Source organism: Flavobacterium sp. (assembly GCF_044376915.1).
Classification (GTDB): domain Bacteria; phylum Bacteroidota; class Bacteroidia; order Flavobacteriales; family Flavobacteriaceae; genus Flavobacterium.
Genome location: NZ_JBILKB010000020.1, coordinates 1 through 21,277, shown reverse-complemented (window position 1 = coordinate 21,277; position 21,277 = coordinate 1). Strand labels below are relative to the sequence as shown.

Annotated in this window: 18 protein-coding genes and 1 tRNA gene; 16 read left to right on the top strand and 3 right to left on the bottom strand. The window is 35.6% G+C overall.

Going from position 1 to position 21,277, the window contains the following annotated elements; all coding sequences use genetic code 11:
- The first annotated feature begins 123 nt into the window (after positions 1-123).
- The 16 genes from mraZ (at position 124) to ACIQ6Z_RS03580 (ending at position 17,222) form a co-directional block, all read left to right on the top strand.
- Positions 124-594: a division/cell wall cluster transcriptional repressor MraZ gene (gene mraZ, locus ACIQ6Z_RS03655; RefSeq protein ID WP_396209578.1), complete on the top strand. Its 471-nt coding sequence runs from the start codon at positions 124-126 to the stop codon at positions 592-594.
- Positions 569-1,477, top strand: a complete 909-nt coding sequence (gene rsmH / locus ACIQ6Z_RS03650) for a 16S rRNA (cytosine(1402)-N(4))-methyltransferase RsmH (protein WP_396209577.1) — start codon at positions 569-571, stop codon at positions 1,475-1,477. The genes mraZ and rsmH overlap by 26 nt, the downstream gene beginning before the upstream one ends.
- A gap of 3 nt (positions 1,478-1,480) precedes the next feature.
- Entirely contained in the window at positions 1,481-1,837 is a 357-nt protein-coding gene (locus ACIQ6Z_RS03645; RefSeq protein ID WP_396209576.1) for an FtsL-like putative cell division protein, read from the top strand.
- Positions 1,828-3,807 (top strand): penicillin-binding protein, encoded by a 1,980-nt coding sequence (locus ACIQ6Z_RS03640; RefSeq protein ID WP_396209575.1) that lies wholly within the window; start codon positions 1,828-1,830, stop codon positions 3,805-3,807. The genes ACIQ6Z_RS03645 and ACIQ6Z_RS03640 overlap by 10 nt, the downstream gene beginning before the upstream one ends.
- Positions 3,804-5,267: a UDP-N-acetylmuramoyl-L-alanyl-D-glutamate--2,6-diaminopimelate ligase gene (locus tag ACIQ6Z_RS03635; protein ID WP_396209574.1), complete on the top strand. Its 1,464-nt coding sequence runs from the start codon at positions 3,804-3,806 to the stop codon at positions 5,265-5,267. The genes ACIQ6Z_RS03640 and ACIQ6Z_RS03635 overlap by 4 nt, the downstream gene beginning before the upstream one ends.
- Before the next feature lie 35 nt (positions 5,268-5,302).
- Positions 5,303-6,523 (top strand): phospho-N-acetylmuramoyl-pentapeptide-transferase, encoded by a 1,221-nt coding sequence (mraY, locus tag ACIQ6Z_RS03630; RefSeq protein WP_396209572.1) that lies wholly within the window; start codon positions 5,303-5,305, stop codon positions 6,521-6,523.
- A gap of 1 nt (position 6,524) precedes the next feature.
- The gene (gene murD / locus ACIQ6Z_RS03625; protein ID WP_396209571.1) at positions 6,525-7,859 is read left to right on the top strand and encodes a UDP-N-acetylmuramoyl-L-alanine--D-glutamate ligase; all 1,335 of its coding nucleotides are present in this window, start codon (positions 6,525-6,527) and stop codon (positions 7,857-7,859) included.
- Positions 7,860-7,874: 15 nt separating this feature from the next.
- Complete coding sequence (locus ACIQ6Z_RS03620; RefSeq protein WP_396209570.1) at positions 7,875-9,224, top strand: FtsW/RodA/SpoVE family cell cycle protein; 1,350 nt, start codon at positions 7,875-7,877, stop codon at positions 9,222-9,224.
- A complete protein-coding gene (murG, locus tag ACIQ6Z_RS03615; RefSeq protein WP_396209569.1) occupies positions 9,225-10,313 on the top strand; it encodes an undecaprenyldiphospho-muramoylpentapeptide beta-N-acetylglucosaminyltransferase in 1,089 nt (362 codons plus the stop codon).
- Between the two features lie 27 nt (positions 10,314-10,340).
- A complete protein-coding gene (murC, locus tag ACIQ6Z_RS03610; protein WP_396209568.1) occupies positions 10,341-11,687 on the top strand; it encodes a UDP-N-acetylmuramate--L-alanine ligase in 1,347 nt (448 codons plus the stop codon).
- A complete protein-coding gene (locus ACIQ6Z_RS03605) occupies positions 11,674-12,396 on the top strand; it encodes a cell division protein FtsQ/DivIB (RefSeq protein ID WP_396209567.1) in 723 nt (240 codons plus the stop codon). Before murC ends, ACIQ6Z_RS03605 begins: the two co-directional genes overlap by 14 nt.
- 8 nt (positions 12,397-12,404) lie before the next feature.
- The gene (gene ftsA / locus ACIQ6Z_RS03600; RefSeq protein ID WP_396209566.1) at positions 12,405-13,781 is read left to right on the top strand and encodes a cell division protein FtsA; all 1,377 of its coding nucleotides are present in this window, start codon (positions 12,405-12,407) and stop codon (positions 13,779-13,781) included.
- An 11-nt stretch (positions 13,782-13,792) separates the two neighbouring features.
- On the top strand, positions 13,793-15,778 hold the full coding sequence (gene ftsZ / locus ACIQ6Z_RS03595) for a cell division protein FtsZ (RefSeq protein ID WP_396209565.1): 1,986 nt from the start codon (positions 13,793-13,795) through the stop codon (positions 15,776-15,778).
- A gap of 105 nt (positions 15,779-15,883) precedes the next feature.
- Positions 15,884-16,333, top strand: coding sequence for a GatB/YqeY domain-containing protein (locus ACIQ6Z_RS03590; protein ID WP_396209564.1), 450 nt, complete (start codon positions 15,884-15,886; stop codon positions 16,331-16,333).
- Positions 16,334-16,404: 71 nt separating this feature from the next.
- A tRNA-Arg gene (locus ACIQ6Z_RS03585) sits at positions 16,405-16,478 on the top strand.
- A gap of 327 nt (positions 16,479-16,805) precedes the next feature.
- Complete coding sequence (locus tag ACIQ6Z_RS03580) at positions 16,806-17,222, top strand: CBS domain-containing protein (protein WP_396209563.1); 417 nt, start codon at positions 16,806-16,808, stop codon at positions 17,220-17,222.
- 38 nt (positions 17,223-17,260) lie between these two features.
- On the opposite strand, the gene rpe is transcribed toward ACIQ6Z_RS03580, so the two are convergent.
- The 3 genes from rpe to ACIQ6Z_RS03565 form a co-directional block, all read right to left on the bottom strand.
- Positions 17,261-17,920, bottom strand: a complete 660-nt coding sequence (gene rpe / locus ACIQ6Z_RS03575) for a ribulose-phosphate 3-epimerase (protein WP_396209562.1) — start codon at positions 17,918-17,920, stop codon at positions 17,261-17,263.
- 177 nt (positions 17,921-18,097) lie between these two features.
- Positions 18,098-18,961, bottom strand: coding sequence for an RNA polymerase sigma factor RpoD/SigA (locus tag ACIQ6Z_RS03570; protein ID WP_396141427.1), 864 nt, complete (start codon positions 18,959-18,961; stop codon positions 18,098-18,100).
- Between the two features lie 127 nt (positions 18,962-19,088).
- Entirely contained in the window at positions 19,089-21,248 is a 2,160-nt protein-coding gene (locus ACIQ6Z_RS03565) for a polyribonucleotide nucleotidyltransferase (RefSeq protein WP_396209561.1), read from the bottom strand.
- Positions 21,249-21,277: the final 29 nt, after the last annotated feature.

The following is a 21,277-nucleotide window of genomic DNA, read 5'->3' as shown; positions in this document are numbered from 1 at the left end:
AGTACTTCTTTAAAAGTGGTATTTAAAGGTTTGATTTTGCAAAAACTTATTAACAAAGTGGTATTTTGTGGTAAAAAGTGGTAAAATTTATTTAATTTTGTCCTTATTCAAACAGTAATAGAATTGAAAACATTAATTGGAACATACGAATGCAAAGTAGACGCTAAAGGGCGTCTCATGTTGCCAACGACACTGAAGAAACAATTGGGTTCTTTGGAAGGGGGGTTCGTATTGAAACGATCTGTTTTTCAACCATGCTTGGAGTTGTTCCCAATGACAGAATGGGATAAGATGATGTTGAAAATCAATAAATTAAATCGTTTTGTTAAAAAGAACAATGATTTTATTAGACGATTTACTGCAGGAGTGAGAATGGTGGAAATAGACGCAACAGGAAGACTTTTGATTCCAAAAGATTTAGTGGTATTTGCAAGTATTGAAAAAGATATAGTACTGAACTCGGCGATCAATATTGTGGAGATTTGGGATAAAGGATGCTATGAAAATGCAATTGAAAATGCAATGGATGATTTTGCAGATTTAGCAGAAGAAGTAATGGGTAATTTAAATGACGACGAGGATGGAATATCATAATCCAGTATTGCTAAAAGAAACAGTAGATGGATTGAATATACATCCTGACGGGATTTATGTGGATGTTACTTTTGGTGGTGGAGGGCATTCTCGGGAGATGATGAGTCGTTTGGGTAGTAACGGAAAACTAGTTGCTTTTGATCAAGATATTGATGCTTTGAATAATGCTATTGCAGATGATCGGTTTTTGTTGATCAATGAAAATTTTAGATTTATAAAACGTTTTTTACGTTTTCATGGCATAAAACAAGTCGATGGAATATTAGCCGATTTGGGTGTTTCATCGCATCAGTTTGATGTAGCTGAACGTGGGTTTTCGACCCGATTTGATGCAGAGTTAGACATGCGAATGAATCAAAAAGGGGAATTGAGTGCTTATCATGTTATAAATGAATATGACGAACAGGATATCTCACGTGTTCTGTTTCAGTATGGTGAATTAAAAAACGCCAGAGCTATGGCAAATGTGATCGTAATGGCTCGAAGAGATAAAGACATTAAAAATTCGGAACAATTGAAACAAGTTTTGGCCAAATTTTTACCAGCACACAAGAGCAATAAAATATTAGCCCAAATCTATCAGGCCATTCGAATTGAAGTGAACCAAGAAATGGATGTATTGAAAGAATTCTTAGAACAATCATTAGAAATATTAAAACCTGGAGGTCGATTGAGTGTGATTTCGTATCACTCGTTAGAAGACCGTTTGGTGAAACGTTTTTTTAGAAATGGCTTGTTTGAAGGGGAACCTGAACGTGATTTTTTTGGAAATTTTGAAGTACCTTTTAAAATGGTCGAAAAATTAATTGTGCCAACCGATGCTGAAATAGCTATTAATAATAGAGCTCGAAGTGCAAAATTAAGAGTGGCAGAAAAAATATAATACATGAAAAACGGAATTTACAGTTTATTAAAAGCCAAGTTTTTAGTAAGTGACGATGCACTTAAGAATTGGAAATTTATTGTTTTTCTAGTGATATTAGGAATGATCATGATTGCTAATAACCACCAATATGATGCTAAAAATTATAAGATTACAGAGTTGACTAATCACGTTAAAGAACTGCGGTCGGAGTTTGTGGACAAACGTTCTGAATTGATGAAGTTAAAAATGGAATCAACAGTGGCTAAAAAAATGGAAGCGCGTCAAATTGTGCCTTCAGAAGTACCTCCTGTAAAAATTGTAGTTGAACAAAAAAAAGTTAAAAAGAGCTTTTGGGATAAATTAAAAATATGGCAATAGAAGATAAAAAAATATCGTATCGCATGTATTTTGTAGCCGTTCTATTTTTTATAATGGCGGCTTTGGTTTTGATCAAACTCAATAATATTCAATGGGTTGAAGGAAAATATTTCAGAGATTTAGGAAATAAACGTACTGTTAAAAATTTTCCAATTCCTGCCAATAAAGGAAATGTATACTCTGCTGACGGCAGTTTATTGGCCACCTCTATACCCGAATATGCGGTGTATTTTGATGCAGTAGTTCCTGTTGACACTCTTTTTAATAACAATATCAAAGGACTTTCGGATTCCTTATCTGTTATGTTTGGTAAGCCTTCTGGTTATTTTCAATCAAAATTACAGAAAGCAAGAGCGCACAAAAGCCGGTATGCTTACATTGCAAAAAAACTAAGTTATACTGAACAAGTTCGGTTAAAAACATTTCCTATATTCAATAAAGGAGCCAATAAAGGGGGTATCATAATTGAACAAAAAACCGTTCGTAAACACCCCATTGGATTAGTTGCAAAACGTACCATTGGCTATGAACGATCTAATGAGGATGGTAAAGGATTAGAATATGCTTTTAAAGAATATTTGAACGGCAAAAACGGGCATCGAATGATGCAAAAAATTGCTAAAAATCAATGGAAACCCATCAGTGATGTCAATGAAAAAGATCCGCAAGACGGTTATGATATTATATCAACAATTGATGTCTATATTCAAGATATTGCACACCATGCCTTACTAAAACAATTGGAAATTTATAAAGCTGATCACGGGTGTGTGGTTGTCATGGAAACCAAAACGGGTCATGTCAAAGCAATTGCCAATTTAGGAAGAGCTGAAGACGGTACGTATTTTGAAACCCAAAATTATGCCATAGCAGAATCTCACGAACCCGGTTCTACGTTTAAGTTGATGGATTTAATTGCCGTTTTAGATGATAAAAAAGCCGACACGAGTACGGTATATGATTCAAAAGGCGGACTAATTACTTACTACAAGCGAAAAGTTAAAGATTCTAATAATAGAGGGTATGGTAAAATATCGTTGGCCAGAGGTTTTGAAGTCTCTTCAAACACCGTTTTGGTTCAGTCGGTTTTCAACAACTATAAAGATAATCCAAAACAATTTGTAGATCGCATAAAAAGTTATGGGTTGCACAAACCACTGGGATTGCCGATTAAAGGGGAAGGGCGAACCTATATTCCTTATCCCGGAACAAGTGGTTGGTCGGGAACTAGTTTGCCATGGATGGCATTTGGATATGGCTTAATGGTTACTCCATTACAAACCTTAACGCTTTATAATGCTGTTGCGAATAATGGTGTGATGGTGAAGCCTTTGTTTGTGAGTGAAGTAAAAGAATGGAACAAAACCATTAAAAAGTTCAATACTGAAGTAATTAACCCAAAAATTTGTTCACAACAGACCATAAATAAAGTTCAAGCCGTTTTAGAAAATGTGGTTAAAAAAGGTACCGGTTCAAAATTATATTCTAAAGATTTTTCGATGTCTGGAAAAACGGGAACAGCCCAAGTTAATTATGGTAAACCAGATATGTATTATGCTTCTTCCTTTGTAGGCTATTTTCCAGCGGTACAACCTAAATACTCTTGTATAGTAGTCATCCATAAACCCGATAAGTCTGTAGGATATTATGGCGCCGATGTAGCAGGTCCGGTATTCAAAAGAATTGCTCAAAAAATATTCACCGATTCGCCAGCTACAAATCACATAAAAAACATCAATGCTAAAGTGGTGTCACAAGAAAAGAAATATGCTAATTATTACCAAGAAGTTGTAAAAGAAGATCATGTAGTTCCAAATGTAAAAGGAATGGAGGCTATGGATGCCGTGGCTTTACTGGAAAACTTAGGATTGAAAGTAAAAGTTATGGGCATTGGACGTGTAAAGAGACAATCCATAACATCGGGTCAAAAAATAAATAAAAATCAAACCATCATTATCGAATTATCGTGAAGCGCTTAAAAGACATATTGTATAAAGTTAGCATTGAGGCCGTTCATGGCACAACCGATGTGGCTATTTCAAAAATCGAATTTGATTCCAGAAAAATCGAATTAGATGCTGTTTTTGTAGCCATTCGAGGAACTCTTTCAGATGGACATGATTATATCGAAAAAGCAATTGCATTAGGAGCTCGCGTTATTATTTGTGAAGCATTTCCTAGTGAATTAACAACTGGAGTTACTTTTATACAAGTAGCAGATACAAATGAAGCGTTGGCATTTTTATCCGCTAATTTTTATGAAAATCCTTCTTCTAAAATAAAATTAGTGGGTGTAACTGGTACAAATGGGAAAACGACAATAGCGTCTTTGTTGTACCAACTGTTTAAAAAAGCAGGTTATAAAGTTGGATTGCTGTCTACAGTTAAAATTATGGTGGATGCAGATGAGTTTAAAGCAACGCATACCACTCCAGATTCGTTAACGCTCAATTATTATTTAGACCAAATGATTCAAGAAGGTTGCGAGTTTTGTTTTATGGAAGTGAGTTCGCACGGAATTCATCAAAAACGAACAGCTGCTTTAGAATTTGCTGGAGGTGTTTTCACCAATTTATCCCATGATCATTTAGACTATCACAACACTTTTGCAGAATATCGCGATGTAAAAAAAACGTTTTTTGATCAGTTGACTAAAACTGCTTTTGCTATTACAAATGGCGATGATAAAAATGGAGGCATCATGCTCCAAAATACCAAAGCAAAAAAAATCACCTATGCTTTAAAATCTTATGCCGATTATAGAGCGCAAATATTAGAGAATCAATTGTCGGGGTTGTTATTGAAAATCAATGAAAATGAAGTTTGGGTTAAATTAATTGGTTCGTTCAATGCGTATAATTTACTCGCCATTTTTGCAGTAGCTGTTGAATTAGGTATTGAAAAAGTAGAAGCGTTGCGACTGCTTTCAGAATTGGAGAGTGTTTCAGGCAGGTTCCAATTTATTGTTTCAGAAACAAAAATTACGGCAATAGTTGATTATGCACATACCCCAGATGCTTTGGAAAATGTGTTACAAACTATCGAAGACATTCGTACTAAAAACGAACAGTTAATCACAGTTGTGGGTTGTGGCGGTGATCGCGATACAAGCAAACGACCCATCATGGCAGATATTGCAGCATCATTGAGTGATAAGGCGATTTTTACAGCAGATAATCCAAGAACTGAAGATCCCGAATCGATCATACAAGAAATGGAAAAAGGAGTAGCTCCTCAACATTATAAAAAAACACTTTCCATATTGGATCGAAAACAAGCCATCAAAACAGCTTGTCAATTGGCCAATCCCAACGATATTATTTTGATTGCCGGAAAAGGCCATGAAACATATCAAGAAATACAAGGGGTGCGTTACGATTTTGATGATTTAAAAATAGTAACCGAATTATTACAACAATTACAAAAATAGGAAGACCATAGTAACCTTTAAAAAGAGCCAAAATTATGTTATACTATATTTTTCAATATTTAGACAAAACATTTGATGTTCCTGGAGCTGGGGTGTTTCAATACATTACATTTCGTTCGGCATTGGCCTTTATTTTGTCGTTGTTGATTGCTACGATTTACGGTAAAAAAATCATCAACTATTTGAGAAATCAGCAAGTTGGAGAAACGGTTCGCGAATTGGGATTAGAAGGACAAACGGCTAAAGCTGGCACTCCAACTATGGGTGGCATCATCATCATTTTAGCAACTTTGATTCCCGTCTTTTTATTGGCAAAATTAAATAACATTTACATTATCTTGTTGATTATGACAACGATATGGATGGGAACTATCGGATTTATTGATGATTATATCAAGATATTTAAAAAAGACAAACAAGGATTAAAAGGAAAATTTAAAGTAATTGGTCAAGTAGGTTTGGGTTTAATTGTAGGTACTGTATTGTACTTGAGTCCCGATGTAACGGTTCGAAAAGACACCCTAACCTCGCGTATAAAAATTGAAAACAATATCAAACCTTCAGATTTAGAAGAAAAATCTACGGCAACTACCATTCCGTTTATGAAAAATAACGAGTTTGATTATGCTGAAATTCTTTCATTTATGGGGGATGATTATAAAAGTTATGCTTGGTTGATCTTTATTCCAATGGTTATTTTGATCATTACAGCCGTTTCCAACGGTGCCAATTTAACCGACGGAATTGATGGTTTGGCGGCAGGTACTTCGGCCATTTCAGTATTGACACTTGGATTATTTACGTTCGTGTCGGGTAATATTATTTTTTCCGATTATTTGAACATCATGTACATTCCTAATGCAGGAGAAATGACGGTGTATATCGCAGCATTTGTGGGAGCCTTGGTTGGTTTTTTATGGTATAATGCGTATCCGGCATCTGTTTTTATGGGTGATACGGGTAGTTTAACCATTGGTGGGATCATCGCTGTAATTGCAATTGCCATTCGAAAAGAAATGATGATTCCTGTAGTATGTGCAATTTTCTTAGCCGAAAACCTTTCGGTGATTATACAAGTAAGTTATTTTAAATACACCAAAAAGAAATATGGCGAAGGAAGACGTGTTTTTTTAATGTCGCCTTTGCACCACCACTACCAAAAGAAAGGATATCACGAAAGTAGAATTGTTACGCGCTTTTGGATTGTAGGAATATTATTGGCCATTTTTTCTTTGGTATCGCTAAAATTACGATAGGATGCGATTGGTTGTTTTAGGAGGTGGTGAAAGTGGAGTAGGTACCGCAATACTAGGAAAACAAAAAGGATATGAGGTTTTTGTATCCGATTTTGGGAAAATAAAAGAAACGTACAAAGAAGTTCTTACAAGTTATGGAATTGTTTGGGAAGAGGAGCAGCATACCGAAGCCCAAATTTTGAATGCCGATGTGGTGATGAAAAGTCCTGGAATTCCTGACAAAGCACCAATAGTACAAAAACTAATTGGAAAAGGGGTTTCGGTGATTTCAGAAATAGAGTTTGCCGCGCCATTTACCGATGCAGTTACGGTTGGTATAACGGGAAGCAACGGAAAGACCACCACTACATTATTGACCTATCATGTATTAAAACAAGGAGGTTTAAATGTAGGTTTAGCAGGAAATATTGGAAAAAGTTTTGCCTGGCAAGTAGCCGAAAACAAACACGATGTCTATGTATTGGAGCTAAGTAGTTTTCAATTGGACGGCATCATTAATTATAAGCCACATATTGCCATAATTACAAATATAAGCCCAGATCATTTGGACCGCTACAATTATGATTATAGTTTGTACATCGCTTCCAAATTTAGAATTACTAAAAACCAAACAATAGCCGATTATTTGATTTATGATCAGGAAGATACAGCCATTCAAAATTGGTTACAACAAAACAAAATTAATGCACATAAAGTGCCGTTTTCGTTACTCGTAAAAACAGAGCAAGATGGCGCTTATTTGGAAAAAGATAATTTATATAGCACAATTAATAACGAACTATTTACTATGCCAATTAACGAACTAGCCTTAGAAGGCAAACACAACATTAAAAATGCGATGGCTGCTACAGCAGTTGCGCAATTGTTGAAAATTAGAAAGCAAACCATCAGAGAAAGTTTGACTAATTTTCAAGGTGCCGAACACCGTTTAGAAAAAGTATTAAAAATACAAGGTGTTCAATATATCAATGATTCAAAAGCAACCAATGTAAACTCGGTATTTTATGCCTTGGATAGTATGACAACACCTACGGTTTGGATCGTTGGTGGGGTTGATAAAGGAAATGATTACGACGAGCTAATGCCATTAGTACGTGAAAAAGTAAAAGCCATTGTTTGCCTGGGCGTTGACAATTCTAAAATCAGTAATGCCTTTAATAATGTAGTTGATATTATGGTGGAAACTACGTCTATGGATGAAGCTGTTCAAATTGCAAAACGATTGGCTGAAAAAGGCGATAGTGTTTTGTTGTCTCCTGCATGTGCTAGTTTTGATTTGTTTGAAAACTATGAAGATAGAGGAAATCAATTCAAACAAGCAATTTATAATTTATAAATACCTAACAAAATTATGTTTGATATTATAGGTAAAATAAGAGGTGATAAAACCATTTGGGCAATAGTTTTTCTATTGGCATTGGTTTCTTTTTTACCCGTATACAGTGCCAGTACAAACTTGGTTTATGTTATTGGAAAGGGATCTACTATAGGTTACCTATTCAAACATTTCGTTCATGTTATGTTTGGATTTGCTATAGTATTTTTCATTCACAAAACCCCTTATCATTATTTTAAAGCATTGTCTATTTTTGGAATACCCTTGGTTATCTTATTGTTAATTTATACCCTATTTAAAGGAACCGTTATAGATGGGGCAAATGCCAGTCGTTGGATTCAAATTCCATTTGTGGGTATTAGTTTTCAAACGTCTACAATTGCATTTATTGTACTTATGATTTATGTCGCACGATATTTGGCAAAAGTTAGCGATAAGGAATATTCCTTTAAAGAATCGTTATTAGAGTTGTGGTTGCCCGTTTTTGTGATATTAGCTTTGGTACTTCCTGCTAATTTTTCGACCACAGCCTTAATCTTTTCCATGGTGTGCATGTTGGTTTTTATTGGACAATATCCACTCAAATATTTAGGATTTATTGTAGGATCAGGTTTTGTAAGTTTGATTTTCTTTGTCATGGTGGCTAAAGCATTTCCAGATGCAATGCCTAATCGTGTAGATACTTGGATGAGTCGAATAGATAGTTTCTTTGACGACAAACCTAGTGATGATGATTACCAAATTGAGAATGCCAAAATTGCAATTGCCTCAGGGAAAATATATGGTTTAGGACCTGGTAAAAGTGTGCAAAAACACTTTTTACCGCAGTCGTCATCCGATTTTATTTTTGCCATTATTGTTGAAGAATACGGATTAATAGGCGCTGTTGGGATACTGTTTTTGTATCTCTTGTTGTTTATTCGATTCATTATTGATGCTCAAAAGGCCAGTACGTTATTTGGAAAATTGTTGATCATCGGATTAGGATTTCCAATTATTTTTCAAGCTTTTGTCAATATGGGTGTAGCGGTTGAGTTATTGCCGGTCACGGGTCAGCCTTTGCCGTTGATTAGTAGTGGTGGTACTTCCATTTGGATGACTTGTATTGCAATTGGGGTAATCTTGAGTGTTACTAAAAAAGACGAAGAAGTTGCATTAGATTTGGAAGAGAAAAGAAAACGTGACGAAGCGCTGCAGCAATTAATCGACGCACAGGTGGCACTTAATGAAGAGTATCCTTCTGAGGAAAACCAACAAAAATTAGATGAATTAAAATATTCCATACGCGAAGAAGTAAAAGATACAGAGGGCGACAGTTTAATTAACGGCCAAAATCCAATGAACAGCGTTCGTAATAAAGAATAAATGAAACAACCTAAATTCATAATCAGTGGTGGCGGAACAGGTGGACATATCTACCCTGCGATAGCTATTGCAAATGAGTTAAAAGCTCGTTATCCAGAGGCGCAGTTTCTTTTTGTGGGCGCACAAGATAAAATGGAAATGCAAAAAGTGCCTCAAGCGGGTTATGCTATCAAAGGATTGTGGATTGCTGGTTTGCAAAGAAAGCTGAGTTTTCAAAATGCTTTGTTTCTGTTGAAACTTTTAGCAAGTCTAATTAAGTCGTTTTTTATAGTGCAGCGTTTTAAACCAGACGTCGTAATTGGAACAGGTGGTTTTGCTAGTGGTGCTGTTTTGAAAGTGACTTCACTATTTGGTATTCCAACAGTGATTCAAGAACAAAATTCCTATCCAGGTATTACCAACAAATTGTTAGCCAAGAAAGCAAAAACGATCTGTGTGGCGTATGAAAATTTAGAGCGATTCTTTCCAACGGAAAAAATGATACTAACTGGAAATCCTGTGCGACAAGATTTGTTAGTTCCAGCTGATAAAGCGGTAGCAGTACAGTATTTTAATTTGGAAGCTACCAAAAAAACAATTTTAGTGTTGGGTGGAAGTTTAGGTGCGCGAAGAATCAACCAACTTATTGAAAATGAATTAGAGTTTCTATTGCGTCAAAATTGTCAAATTATTTGGCAATGTGGAAAACTCTACTTGGATGAATATACCAAATATAATGAAGAGCATGGCGTTCAAGTCGTTGCATTTATCGAGAGAATGGATTTGGTTTATGCAGCAGCCGATGTGATTATTTCTCGTTCGGGAGCCTCTTCCGTTTCGGAGTTGTGTATCGTAGGAAAACCCACGATTTTTATTCCGTCACCCAATGTAGCAGAAGACCATCAAACGAAAAACGCAAAAGCAATTGTCGATAATATGGGCGCGCTATTGATCAAAGAATCGGAATTGAATCAAACATTTGAAAAAATAGTATCCGACTTACTGAAAAACGAAAGTTTACAAAGCGAGTTGTGTCAAAATATTAAAAAATTAGCCAAGCCAAACGCAACAAAAGATATTGTTGAAGAAGTTATCAAACTAATTAAATAAATTAAAAGTTATACAATTTAACTACAAATGAATCTAAACCAAATACATAACGTCTATTTTATCGGCATTGGCGGTATCGGCATGAGTGCATTGGCGCGTTATTTTCAATATATTGGAAAAAATGTGGCAGGGTATGACAAAACCGAAACCCAATTGACCGATGAATTGCAAGCTTTGGGTTTGACGATTCATTTTGAAGACAATATCAATCAAATACCAAAAGATTTTTATAGTGAAAATACATTGGTGGTAGTAACACCGGCTGTTCCGGCTTCCCACTCCGAATGGAATTATTTTGTTGAACGTAATTATGCGATAAAGAAACGTGCCGAAGTATTGGGGTTAATTACGAAAGACACCTATTGTTTTGCTGTTGCTGGAACACACGGAAAGACAACTACTTCTAGTATTTTAGGCCATATTTTATACGAAAGTGGAGTAGATGTAACCGCATTTTTAGGAGGAATTGTTGAAAATTATAATTCCAATTTAATTGGTTCTGGGAAAACGGTTACCGTGGTTGAAGCCGATGAGTTTGATCGTTCTTTTTTGCATTTGCATCCCAATGTTTCTTGCATCACTTCAATGGATGCCGATCATCTTGATATTTATGGGGATGCCGCTCATATTGAAGAGTCCTTTAGAGAGTTTGCAGCCAAAACCGATCGAGATCATTTATATGTAATTAAGGGATTGCCACTAGTTGGTATATCAATTGGAGTAACTCCTGATGCTAATTTTTCGGCACAAAACATCCGAATTGAAAACGGGTACTATGTTTTTGATGTAAAAACACCAAACGAAGTGGTTCAAAATGTAAAGTTTGGATTGCCTGGACATCACAATTTGACCAATGCATTGTTGGCTTTTGCTATGGCAAAATCGTATGGCGTTTCAAATGAAAATATTAGCACAGCATTGGCAAGTTTTAAAGGTGTAAGAAGACGTTTTTCTTTTCAAATTCGTCAAGAAAATAGAGTATATATCGATGATTATGCACACCATCCGACCGAAATCAACGCGGTGCATCAAGCAGTACGCGAGTTGTATCCTGGAAAAAAAATTATTGCAGCTTTTCAGCCACATTTGTTTAGTCGTACAAAAGATTTTGCTGATGGTTTTGCTATGAGTTTGTCGCAATTTGACGAAATACTTCTGTTGGATATTTATCCAGCAAGAGAATTGCCAATGGAAGGAATAACTTCGAGTTGGTTGTTAACAAAAATGGAACATCCAAATAAAAAATTAGTGAATAAAAAAGAATTGATTGCGGCGTTTAAAAATTCGGATGCAACAGTATTCATTACAATAGGAGCAGGTGACATCGGTGAGATGGTAAAAGATATTAAAAATGCGCTTTATGAAGAGAATTAATTGGCATAGTATACGATTGTTGTTGATCATTTTTGCAATGATTTTCCTATATTCTTTTTCTTCTAAAAGAAATAGCGTGCGTAAAATCAACAAGATAGAAATTAAATTTCAGTCGAACGAAAATATGTTTTTAACACATCAAATGGTTAATAACTTGTTAATACAAAATTTGGGAGACGCTTCAAGAATACAAAAAGATAAAGTAGATTTGAATACTTTAGAAAATGCCCTAAATCATCACGAGATGATTGAAAATGCGGAAGTTTTTTCAACGATTGATGGCTTTCTAAATGTTCGTGTTACTCAAAAGACCCCTATCCTTAGAGTAGTATCGGAGAATGACAGTTATTACCTGGATCACAAAGGAAATAGGATGTCTTTATCTCTAAATTTTTCAGCACGTGTTCCGCTCCTTATGGGGGAGCTTAGTAAAGAAAAAAGAAAGGCCTATTTGAACTTGTTTACAGAGATTAAAAAAGACGATTTCTTAAATAAAAATATAACAGGTGCTCAAATTATGCCTTCGGGTAATGTGGTGTTGACCAACCGTAGTTTTGATTATAAAATTGCTTTTGGAAAACCAATAAATGTAAGAAAGAAGCTTAAAAATTACAAAGCCTTTTTTCACCATGCCATTAAGGATACATTGATTAAAGAATACAAAGAAATAAACTTGATGTTCACACAACAAGTGGTTTGTAAGAAATAGTGGAAATTATGAACAAAGACAACATTGCAGTAGGATTAGATATTGGTACAACCAAGATTGTAGCAATGATCGGTAAGAAAAATGAATACGGAAAATTAGAAATTCTAGGTGTAGGAAAATCTAAGAGTTTAGGTGTTCATAGGGGTGTTGTGAATAATATTACACAAACAATTCAGTCGATTCAGCAAGCGGTTTCCGAAGCTGAAAATGATTCGGGTTATAAAATTAATGATGTAGTAGTAGGAATTGCAGGACAACACATTCGCAGTATCCAACACAGCGACTACATCAGTAGACCAAAAGCAGAAGAAGTTATTGGCGATGCAGATATCGACATGCTTATTGGTCAAGTTCATAAATTAGCCATGTTGCCAGGAGAAGAAATTATTCACGTATTGCCTCAAGAATTTAAAATCGACGGGCAAGCTGAAATTAAAGAACCAATTGGGATGTATGGCGGAAGACTAGAATCTAGTTTTCACGTGGTTGTGGGTCAAGCCGCTTCCATACGTAACTTAGGAAGATGTGTTAAAAGTGCCGGATTAGAATTGTCGGGCTTAACATTAGAACCCTTGGCTTCTGCAGATGCGGTATTAAGTCAAGAAGAAAAAGAAGCAGGAGTAGCGTTAATTGATATAGGTGGTGGAACTACAGATTTGGCCATTTTCAAAGACGGAATCATTCGTCACACCGCAGTAATCCCTTTTGGAGGAAATGTCATTACAGAAGATATCAAAGAAGGCTGTTCGATTATTGAAAAACAAGCCGAGTTGTTGAAAACTCGCTTTGGATCGGCATGGCCAGGAGAAAATAGAGACAACGAAATTGTTTCGATCCCTGGATTACGAGGAAGAGAACCAAAAGAAATTTCGCTTAAAAACTTATCAAAAATTATCCATGCACGTGTGGTGGAAATTATTGAGCAGGTTTATGCTGAAATCAAATTATACGGACATGAAGATCCTAAGAAAAAATTGATTGCAGGTATTGTATTAACAGGAGGTGGAGCTCAATTGCAACACATCAAACAGTTGGTAGAATACATCACAGGAATGGATACTCGTATAGGATATCCTAACGAACATTTAGCGGGTGATTCAATCGAAGAATTGTCTAGTCCATTGTATGCTACTGCTGTAGGATTGGTGATGAATAGCATTCGTAACAATACAAAAAGTGCTACGCCATTTGTTGAAATGAAAAAAGAAGAGCCGGTTATTGCATCTCCTGAAATTGTTCCAACAGATATTCCAGTTGTGGAGACTGAAATGGAAGTGCCAACAACAAAAACCCCTATTCAAGAAACAACAGACGATAAAATCAAACGTTCTTTTTTTGATAAATATATAGACAAGATTAAAGATTTTTTAGATAACGCAGAATAAAAGGAGATACTATGTCAGAATTTGGAAACATTTCATTTGATTTACCTAAAAACCAATCAAACGTCATTAAAGTAATTGGCGTTGGTGGTGGAGGTAGTAATGCCATAAACCACATGTTTAAGCAAGGTATTAAAGGTGTTGATTTTATAGTTTGTAATACCGATTCACAGGCATTGCAAAACAGCCCTGTGCCTAATAAAATTCAGTTGGGTGTCAACCTAACAGAAGGTTTAGGGGCGGGAGCAAATCCTGAAGTAGGTCAACAATCTGCTATTGAAAGTGTTGTTGAAATTGAAAAAATGTTAGACAGCAATACCAAAATGGTTTTCATCACCGCTGGAATGGGTGGAGGAACCGGAACGGGAGCAGCACCTGTCATTGCTCAATTGGCAAAAGACAGAGACATACTTACTGTTGGTATTGTTACCATTCCTTTCCAATTTGAAGGGAAAGTTCGCTCTGAGCAAGCGTTAGCCGGAGTAGAACGTTTGCGCAAGCAAGTAGATTCATTAGTCGTTATCAATAATAATAAATTGCGTGAGGTATATGGAAACCTAGGGTTTAAAGCAGGTTTTTCTAAAGCAGATGAAGTATTAGCTACAGCTTCAAGAGGAATTGCAGAAGTTATTACGCACCATTATACACAAAATATTGACCTAAAAGATGCAAAAACCGTATTATCTAATAGTGGAACAGCTATTATGGGTTCGGCTACAGCAGCGGGTCAAGATCGTGCAAAACAAGCGATTTCGAGTGCTTTAGATTCTCCATTGTTGAATGATAATAAAATCACAGGTGCTAAAAATGTGTTGTTATTAATCGTTTCAGGTACAGAAGAAGCGCATGAAATCACGATAGATGAAATCGGAGAAATCAACGACTTTATACAATCTGAGGCGGGTTATAATGCCAACATCATTATGGGAGTTGGTGAAGAAGAAGCTCTGGGTGACGCTATTTCTGTGACTGTTATTGCTACGGGTTTTAATGTAGAGCAACAAGCAGAAATTGTAAATACTGAACCTAAAAAAATCATCCACTCTTTAGAAGATGAGCAAAAAATTGTTCACGAATTATTGAATAAAACGATCGCTTCACTTCCTGTGAATGAGCCTATTTTTGAAGCGCCAATTGCAAATGAAGTAGTGTCAGAAACTGATATTGCCGAAGTTGAACCAGTAGCACCAAAAATAGTATTTACATTAGAAGAAGAAGTAGATGAGCCTGTTTTTGAAATTCATGAGCCGGTGGCTACAATGGATTTAGTGGCAACTACCGAATTTCTTAAAAATATCGAAGTAACATATGAAATAGTAGCTACTCCAACTGCTGCTAATTTTGAAATCATTACACCGCAAATTAGAGAAATTAAAGTAAACGATCCTGAATTTGTAAAAGCAAATGACGATTTCAATTTTGAATTAGATTTGTTTGATATTAATTTAGAAGCTGCTAAAAATACACCAATAGAAAATACTATTGTTTTTGATTTATCGGATGAAACACGTTCTTTAGAAGTAAAAGATCCGATTAATGTAGTTCCAGTTACAGAAATCAATCAAAATGGAATAATTAAGTATTCTTTAGAAGATTATTTTGAGAAGGAAAATGAGGTTGTAGCTAACAAAGAGGTGCATATTGTTAATGAACCTATCGATGAAGAACTTAATTTTACTATTAAAAATGAAGTTCAAAAATTAGAAGATAACATTCATTTTGACGCTGTTTCTCCTTTAGAAATGTCCATCGAAGAAACGTTGAAATTTAGAGCAGAAGAACGCAAAAGAAAAATGAAGGAATTTAATCACAAATTCAACAACAGCAGTGCTCAAATTGATGAATTTGAAAGAGAACCAGCCTATAAAAGAATGGGAATTGATTTAACAACTCCCCATTCTGCAAACAGTAATCAGTCTAGAATGTCTCTAGGAACCGATAGTAACGATGATATACAGCTTCGTTCAAACAATTCATTCCTTCATGATAATGTAGATTAATTTACAATAAACTAACCTACCCCATAAGACCCGAAGAGCAATTTTCGGGTTTTTTTTGTTATCTTTGCCCCACAGCAATAACAATAAGAAACAAATTACATCGATATGAGTTTAGAATTAAAAATCATGGATCATATGAAAGAAGCCATGAAAGCAAAAGATTCAGTAGCTTTGGAAGCTTTACGCGCTATTAAATCAGCTATTATCTTAGCAAAAACAGAAGCGGGTGCAGCAGAAGGGTTATCAGAAGCCGATGAAATTAAAATGCTTCAACGTTTAGTAAAAATGCGTAAAGATAGTTACGAAATTTTTACTGCTCAAAACCGTTCTGATTTAGCGGAACCAGAATTGGCTCAAATAGCGGTAATCGAACAGTTTTTACCGGCTCAATTAACCGAAGCTGAAGTAGAAGTAATTGTTGCTAATATTATTGCTGAGACCGGCGCTACAGGTATTGCTGCTATGGGAAAAGTAATGGGATTGGCTTCTGCTCAAATAGGTGGACAAGCTGAAGGGAAAGTGATTTCTGGAATTGTTAAAAAACTTTTAGTATAATACTATATAGATAACAATGTAGATACATCGGATTAATTCTAGTTTCTTTTGTTTATTTATCTAATAGTAAAGGCTGCGTAGTTCAACTGGATAGAATATCAGATTTCGGCTCTGAGGGTTGGGGGTTCGAATCCCTTCGCGGTCACGAATAAATACTTCATATAAAAAAACGCCAAACTTGTTTGAGCGTTTTTTTTATATGAAGTATTTTCAAAGCGGAGCTTTGAGGGATGTTGCGGAGCAAAATCCCAATAATAAACCTTTATTGGAGACCAAACTTGTTTGAGCGTTTTTTTTATATGAAGTATTTTCAAAGCGGAGCTTTGAGGGATGTTGGGGAGCAAAATCCCTAATTATAAACCTTTATTGGAGACCAAACTTGTTTGAGCGTTTTTAATTCAAGCACAACTGATAACTATCATGTTTTTTGATTGTAAAGTATAGTAAATTTATAGGAATAAATACGAAAGTTATGAAGCGCAAAGTTCCTGTATCAACCATTATGACAAGAAATGTTGTAAAGTTGAATTTATCTGATGATTTAACTAAGGCCGAAATTTTATTTAAAAAACACCACATTCGTCATATTCCGGTTGTAAACGGTAATAGGATAATTGGCATGTTGAGTTATTCGGATTTGCTTCGAATTTCTTTTGCAGATGCGGTAGACGATGAAACTGATGTAGTAGAGACTACCGTATATAATATGTTTACTATTGAACAAGTAATGGCCAAGAAAATTGTTGCTATTGCACCCGAAACTACCATACGAGAAGCGGCTGAAATATTAGCCAAACGCGAATTCCATGCACTTCCTGTGTGCGAAGATCAATTGTTGGTTGGTATCGTAACAACTACCGATTTAATCAACTATTTATTGGAACAATAATATTAAAAAAGCCTAACAAATCGTTAGGCTTTTTTAGGCTATTTTGTAATTTGCTTCAAATCAGCAATGGTTGCAATTGGATCTTGAGCGCCAAATACGTAACTTCCAGCTACTAATACATCTGCTCCAGCATCAACAAGTTGTTTAGCGTTTTTATTGGTTACGCCTCCATCGATTTCGATTAGAGTTTCTAAGCCTTGCTCTGTAATCATTTTTTTAAGTTTTTTTACTTTTTGATAAGTAATTTCTTCAAACTTTTGACCTCCAAAACCTGGGTTTATCGACATGATAAGTACCATATAGCATTCGGGTAAAATATCTTCTAGAACAGATACTGGAGTAGTTAAATTAAGAACAACACCTGCTTTACAACCTGCTGCTTTGATTTGTCTTAATGTTCTATGAAGGTGAACTGTAGATTCATAATGAACTGTTATTATATCAGCACCAATTTTTGCAAATTCTTCAATGTAACGCTCAGGTTTTTCAATCATTAAATGTACGTCTAATGGTTTTGTGGCATGCTTTTTTATTGCCTGAATAACTGGCATTCCGTATGAAATATTTGGAACAAAATGACCATCCATTACATCAATATGAAACCAATCGGCTTCGCTAGAATTGATCATTTCAATGTCGCGTTGTAAATTAGCAAAGTCGGCAGCAAGAACAGACGGTGCAATACGTGTGTTTTTCATGTTGTAGTTGTGTTGTTTATGGTAGACTTCAAAATTCGTTGTTCAATATTAACCATTCAATCTTTTTGCAAAGGTACAAATTATAAACTTTTATTTTTAGAATTTTGAATATTCAACTTGGAATGTTTGATTTATATAAAAAATAAAACTCCGGACGAAGCCGGAGTTTTACTAGGGTTATCCTAAATATGTTTTTAAAATTTTACTTCTTGAAGTATGTTTTAACCTGCGGATTGCTTTTTCTTTAATTTGACGCACACGCTCGCGAGTCAAGTCAAAGGTTTCTCCAATTTCTTCTAGCGTCATCGGATGTTGGTCGCCTAAGCCAAAGTACAAACGTACTACATCTGCTTCTCTTGGAGTCAAGGTTTCTAAAGCTCTCTCAATTTCGGTTTGAAGGGATTCATGAATTAATTCGCGGTCTGGATTTGGAGATTCACCCGAACGCAATACATCATATAAATTAGAATCTTCACCTTCTACTAATGGCGCATCCATTGATAAATGACGTCCCGAATTTTTCATCGACTCTTTAACGTCATTTACGGTCATGTCCAATTCTTTAGCAATTTCTTCTGCAGAAGGAGCACGCTCTTGCGATTGCTCTAGCAACGCATACATTTTATTGATTTTATTGATCGAACCAATTTTATTCAAAGGTAAACGTACGATACGAGATTGTTCCGCTAAGGCTTGAAGAATGGATTGACGAATCCACCAAACGGCATAAGAAATGAATTTAAATCCACGCGTTTCATCAAAACGTTGTGCGGCTTTAATTAAGCCTAAATTTCCTTCGTTGATTAAATCGGGGAGTGTAAGGCCTTGATTTTGATATTGTTTTGCTACAGAAACCACAAAACGCAAATTGGCTTTGGTTAATTTCTCTAACGCTCTTTGATCACCAGCTTTAATTTTTTGAGCTAATTCTACTTCCTCGTCTGCAGTAATTAAATCTACTTTACCAATTTCTTGGAGGTATTTGTCTAAAGAAGCAGTTTCACGATTGGTTACCTGCTTGGTGATTTTAAGCTGTCTCATTTATATTTTTCCTTACATTAATTATTTCTGTTGATTATACGCAGGAAGTTGTAAAAAAGTTACAAAAAATAGATAAAATAAAAAAAACCCACGGTTACTGTGGGTTTTTTTAGATAGGATTATAGAATTAACCTTGTGGGGTATCTTTCTTTTCAATCGGTCTTTCTTCTCTAGGAGGTCTCGGTAAAAGTGCTTTTCTAGAAACTTTTTCTTTTCTAGTTTTAGGATCTATTCCTAAATATTTCACTTGGAATACATCTCCCATATTGACAACGTCCGTTACATTTTCTGTGCGCTCCCAAGCCAACTCCGATACGTGTAATAAAACTTCATTTCCTGGGGCTTGAGTGTATTCTACAACAGCACCAAAATCTAACATTTTAATCACTTTTACTTCGTAAGCTTCTCCCATTGCTGGTTTGAAAATGATCGAATCAATTTTAGCCATTACTGCTGCAATGCCATCTGGATTGGTACCTAAAATTTCAACCACACCTTGTTCATCCACTTCGTTAATTACAATGGTAGTTCCTGTCGCTTTTTGTAATTCTTGGATTACTTTTCCACCAGGACCAATTAAAGCACCAATAAAGGCGCCAGGAATGGTTCTTGTAATGATTTTAGGCGCTTTTGGTTTTACATCGGCACGTGGAGTAGCAATTGTTTCAGTAATTTTTCCTAAAATATGCATACGTCCGTCACGTGCTTGACCTAAAGCTTGTTCCATAATGTCATAACGCAATCCATCAATTTTGATGTCCATTTGACATGCTGTAATACCATCAGCAGTTCCAGTTACTTTAAAGTCCATATCTCCTAAGTGATCTTCATCTCCTAAAATATCAGATAATACAGCAAATTTTTCTCCGTCGGTAATTAGTCCCATTGCAATACCAGAAACTGGTTTTACCATTTGAACACCTGCATCCATTAATGCCATAGTTCCAGCACAAACAGTTGCCATTGAAGAAGAACCATTTGATTCTAATACTTCAGATACAATACGAATAGTGTAAGGACAATCGGCAGGAATCATATTTTTTAAAGCACGTTGTGCTAAGTTTCCATGGCCTACTTCTCTTCTTGAAGTTCCTCTTAACGGTTTTGCTTCACCAGTAGAGAAAGGAGGGAAGTTGTAGTGTAAATAGAATTTTTCTTCACCTTGTTCAGATGGAGAGTCTATTTGATTGGCTTCTCTAGAAGTTCCTAATGTTACTGTAGCTAAAGCTTGTGTTTCTCCACGAGTAAACAAAGACGAACCGTGTACAGAAGGTAAATAATCGGTTTCACACCAAATAGGTCTGATTTCAGTTGTTTTTCTTCCATCTAAACGAATGCCTAATTCTAAAACTACATTACGAACAGCTTCTTTATTGGTTTTGTAGAAGTATTTAGACACTAAATCTCCGTCAGCAGCTAATTCTTCTTCTGTAAATAAAGCTTTTACTTCTTCTTTTACTTCAGCAAATGCAGCAGTTCTTTCGTGTTTAGCCGAACCAACTTTTGCAATTGCATAAATTTTATCGTAAGCCGCAGCTTTTACTTTTTTGTAAATTTCTTCGTTTTCTTTCTCTCCTTCATACGTACGAGTTTCTTTTTTACCAAAAGCAGCTTGTAAACGTAATTGTGCTTGAATTTGAACTTTGATCGCTTCGTGAGCAAATTTGATCGCTTCTACCATTTCTGCTTCTGAAATTTCTTTCATTTCTCCTTCAACCATCGCAACAGAATCCATAGAAGCTCCAATCATCATATCGATGTCTGATTGTGCTAATTCTTCTCTGCTAGGGTTGATGACAAATTTTCCGTCAATACGTGCAACACGAACTTCAGAAATTAAGTTGTAAAATGGAATGTCAGAAACTGCTAAAGCAGCCGAAGCAGCTAATCCAGCTAATGCATCGGGCATCACGTTTTCGTCATGCGACATTAATTGAATCATTACCTGCGTTTCTGCATGATAATCATCTGGGAAAAGTGGACGCAATACACGGTCTACTAATCTCATGGTTAAAACTTCGCTATCACTTGGACGTGCTTCTCTTTTGAAGAAACCACCAGGAAAACGTCCTGCTGCTGCAAATTTTTCACGATAATCTACTGTTAAAGGTAAAAAATCTACTGCAGGATTTGATGTTCTAGCAGAAACTGCTGTTGCTAATAACATGGCATCGCCCATACGAACAACAACAGATCCATCTGCTTGTTTGGCTAATTTCCCAGTTTCGATTGAGATGCTTCTTCCGTCACCTAAATCGATAACTTCTTGGAATACTTTTGGAATCATACTTTTTTTTTAATTCTAAATTAAACAAA